Source organism: Mesorhizobium sp. P2_A12, assembly GCF_056405075.1.
In genome coordinates, this window is sequence record NZ_JBFUCU010000054.1 from 2,501 (window position 1) to 6,508 (window position 4,008).

Sequence of the window (4,008 nt, forward strand, 5' to 3'; positions counted from 1 at the left end):
AGATTTGCGGGAAGCTTTCTTGGCTTTCCCGCCTGTTCTGTTTGACATCGTAAAGAGAAGATTTGTTCGAACTTCATGAGCCCAAAAGGCTGGTGATTTGTCGCGGGAGACGCTCAATCTCCCGCATATGATGGGTTTGCCTAACCGCACCCTCGAACCGATCTCGAGAAGCTGGTCTTTTTGTGCCAATGACATCGGGCTAAATCCCGCACAGGATTTGGCCATGCGACGATCCCTTTGGGATCGCGCTGAAGCAGGATCCTTCGGGATTTGGCTGAAGCGACGATCTCTTCGAGATCGCGCGGATGGGTATTGGCAATGAGAACGATCAAGTGTCTTAAGGGCAATTGGTGGATGCCTTGGCATGCACAGGCGATGAAGGACGTGATACGCTGCGATAAGCTACGGGGAGGTGCGAATACCCTTTGATCCGTAGATTTCCGAATGGGGAAACCCACCTAAGGTACTTGGAAAATCAGAGCAGCAGGCCTGCGCGATCTCTTTGGGATCGCGTTGGAGCGACAATCTCTTCGAGATTGCGCTGATGCTGCTGTGGTTTCCAAGTATCGATAATAGGTAACTTACCCTGAATACATAGGGGTAAAGTGGCGAACGCGGGGAACTGAAACATCTAAGTACCCGTAGGAAAGGACATCAACCGAGACTCCGGAAGTAGCGGCGAGCGAACCCGGACCAGGCCAGTGGCGATGATGAGACAAGCGGAACCTTCTGGAAAGTAGGGCCATAGTGGGTGACAGCCCCGTACGCGTAATGCAAATCATCGTCCTCGAGTAAGGCGGGACACGTGAAATCCTGTCTGAAATTGGGGGGACCACCCTCCAAGCCTAAGTACTCGTGCATGACCGATAGCGAACTAGTACCGTGAGGGAAAGGTGAAAAGCACCCCGACAAGGGGAGTGAAAGAGTACCTGAAACCGATTGCCTACAAACAGTGGAAGCCCAAGGTTCGTCCTGGGTGACCACGTACCTTTTGTATAATGGGTCAGCGACTTAGTGTGACGAGCAAGCTTAAACCGCTAGGTGTAGGCGCAGCGAAAGCGAGTCTGAACAGGGCGTTCAGTTCGTCGCATTAGACCCGAAACCGAGTGATCTAGCCATGAGCAGGTTGAAGGTAAGGTAACACTTACTGGAGGACCGAACCCATAACTGTTGCAATAGTTCGGGATGACTTGTGGCTAGGGGTGAAAGGCCAATCAAACTCGGAAATAGCTGGTTCTCCGCGAAATCTATTTAGGTAGAGCGTCGACCGAATACCCCAGGGGGTAGAGCACTGGATGGGCTAGGGGTCCTCACCGGATTACCAAACCTAACCAAACTCCGAATACCTGGGAGTACTAGTCGGCAGACACACGGCGGGTGCTAACGTCCGTCGTGAAAAGGGAAACAACCCTGACCTACAGCTAAGGTCCCCAAGTTATGGCTAAGTGGGAAAGGATGTGAGGATCCCAAAACAACCAGGATGTTGGCTTAGAAGCAGCCATCATTTAAAGAAAGCGTAACAGCTCACTGGTCTAAATAAGGGTCTTTGCGCCGAAAATGTAACGGGGCTAAAGCCATACACCGAAGCTTAGGGTTCGTGAGCAATCACGAGCGGTAGCGGAGCGTTCTGTAAGCTGATGAAGCCATACCCGTGAGGGGTGGTGGAGGTATCAGAAGTGCGAATGCTGACATGAGTAACGTAAGGGGAGTGAGAGACTCCCCCGCCGAAAGACCAAGGGTTCCTGCTTAAAGCTAATCTGAGCAGGGTTAGCCGGCCCCTAAGACGAGGCGGAAACGCGTAGTCGATGGGAACCACGTTAATATTCGTGGGCTTGGAGGTAGTGACGGATCATTGAGGTAGTCCAATCTTATCGGATTGAACGGGCTGCTGCGTGGTTCCAGGAAATAGCTCCTCCTTATAAACCGTACCCGAAACCGACACTGGTGGTCTGGTAGAGTATACCAAGGCGCTTGAGAGAACTATGCTGAAGGAACTCGGCAAATTGCACGCGTAACTTCGGAAGAAGCGTGACCCTTTTCCACGCAAGTGGAGGAGGGTGGCACAGACCAGGGGGTAGCGACTGTTTATCAAAAACACAGGGCTCTGCGAAGTCGCAAGACGACGTATAGGGTCTGACGCCTGCCCGGTGCTGGAAGGTTAAGAGGAGGGGTGCAAGCTCTGAATCGAAGCCCCAGTAAACGGCGGCCGTAACTATAACGGTCCTAAGGTAGCGAAATTCCTTGTCGGGTAAGTTCCGACCTGCACGAATGGCGTAACGACTTCCCCGCTGTCTCCAGCATAGACTCAGTGAAATTGAATTCCCCGTGAAGATGCGGGGTTCCTGCGGTTAGACGGAAAGACCCCGTGCACCTTTACTATAGCTTTACATTGGCATTCGTAGTGGCATGTGTAGGATAGGTGGTAGGCTTTGAAACCTGGGCGCCAGCTCAGGTGGAGCCACCCTTGAAATACCACCCTTATTACTATGGATGTCTAACCGCGGCCCGTTATCCGGGTCCGGGACAATGTATGGTGGGTAGTTTGACTGGGGCGGTCGCCTCCTAAAGAGTAACGGAGGCGCGCGATGGTGGGCTCAGAACGGTCGGAAATCGTTCGCTGAGTGCAATGGCATAAGCCTGCCTGACTGCGAGACTGACAAGTCGAGCAGAGACGAAAGTCGGTCATAGTGATCCGGTGGTCCCGCGTGGAAGGGCCATCGCTCAACGAATAAAAGGTACGCCGGGGATAACAGGCTGATGACCCCCAAGAGTCCATATCGACGGGGTTGTTTGGCACCTCGATGTCGACTCATCGCATCCTGGGGCTGGAGCAGGTCCCAAGGGTATGGCTGTTCGCCATTTAAAGCGGTACGTGAGTTGGGTTCAGAACGTCGTGAGACAGTTCGGTCCCTATCTGCCGTGGGTGTAGGAATATTGAAAGGATCTGTCCCTAGTACGAGAGGACCGGGATGGACGGATCTCTGGTGGACCTGTTGTGGCGCCAGCCGCATAGCAGGGTAGCTATATCCGGACGGGATAACCGCTGAAGGCATCTAAGCGGGAAACCCACCTTAAAACGAGTATTCCCTGAGAACCGTGGAAGACGACCACGTTGATAGGCCGGGTGTGGAAGAGCGGCAACGCTTGAAGCTTACCGGTACTAATAGTTCGATCGGCTTGATCGTTCTCATTCCTTATGCCCATCTGACGCAGTCAGATGGTTTGTTCTCACTCACGCTTGTTCCGCCCTTCGGGCGGCGCTACGTGGGTGCGGCGCATCGGCGCCGACGGTCGGTCGACCTTGCGAAGCTTCGCTTCGAAGGGCAGACCCCCAAGGACAACCAGGCACATATAAGACCAGCGAACAGCTCCGAGAGAGCGCATAGGTAACCCCTGTTCGCTACTCACTGTTGGCTCTTCGCTCAAAAGCTTCTCGAAACAACGTGCGTTTTGCCGACCTGGTGGTTATGGCGGAGCGGCTGCACCCGATCCCATTCCGAACTCGGCCGTGAAACGCTCCAGCGCTGATGGTACTTCGTCTCAAGACGCGGGAGAGTAGGTCGCTGCCAGGTCTGCCAAACGCACGTTGATCTCACATCCAAATCGGATGGAGAGAAATCTTCTCTTTATGAACAGGCCCGCCAACGGGATCACGGGCCGCGTAAGCGGCCCTTTCATTTGGTGAGACTTCTACCTATCTGTAGGCCATCCCTATCGTAGGCTTGCGCTTACTTCTAGTTGACGCGGGGTGGAGCAGCCCGGTAGCTCGTCAGGCTCATAACCTGAAGGTCACAGGTTCAAATCCTGTCCCCGCAACCAAATTAAAACAGCCCGGCCAAGCCCGGGCTGTTTTTGTGTCCGGCTGACCGTGACCATGGAACTGAACCCCTCAGCGCCCCGCAAGGAACCATAGTCGACGCAGCAGGACAAATAAGACTAAGCCTGTCCCCGCAACCAAATCAACAAAACGCCCGTCAGGCCAAAAGCCGGCGGGCGTTGCGCGTTTGG

At 54.1% G+C, this 4,008-nt stretch carries 1 tRNA gene and 2 rRNA genes; all 3 read left to right on the forward strand.

Going from position 1 to position 4,008, the window contains the following annotated elements:
- Positions 1–326 precede the first annotated feature (326 nt).
- Positions 327–3,185, forward strand: a 23S ribosomal RNA gene (locus AC1DZU_RS35140).
- 272 nt (positions 3,186–3,457) lie between these two features.
- Positions 3,458–3,572: ribosomal RNA gene (gene rrf, locus AC1DZU_RS35145) — 5S ribosomal RNA — on the forward strand.
- 170 nt (positions 3,573–3,742) lie between these two features.
- A tRNA-Met gene (locus AC1DZU_RS35150) sits at positions 3,743–3,819 on the forward strand.
- The last annotated feature ends 189 nt before the right edge of the window (positions 3,820–4,008 follow it).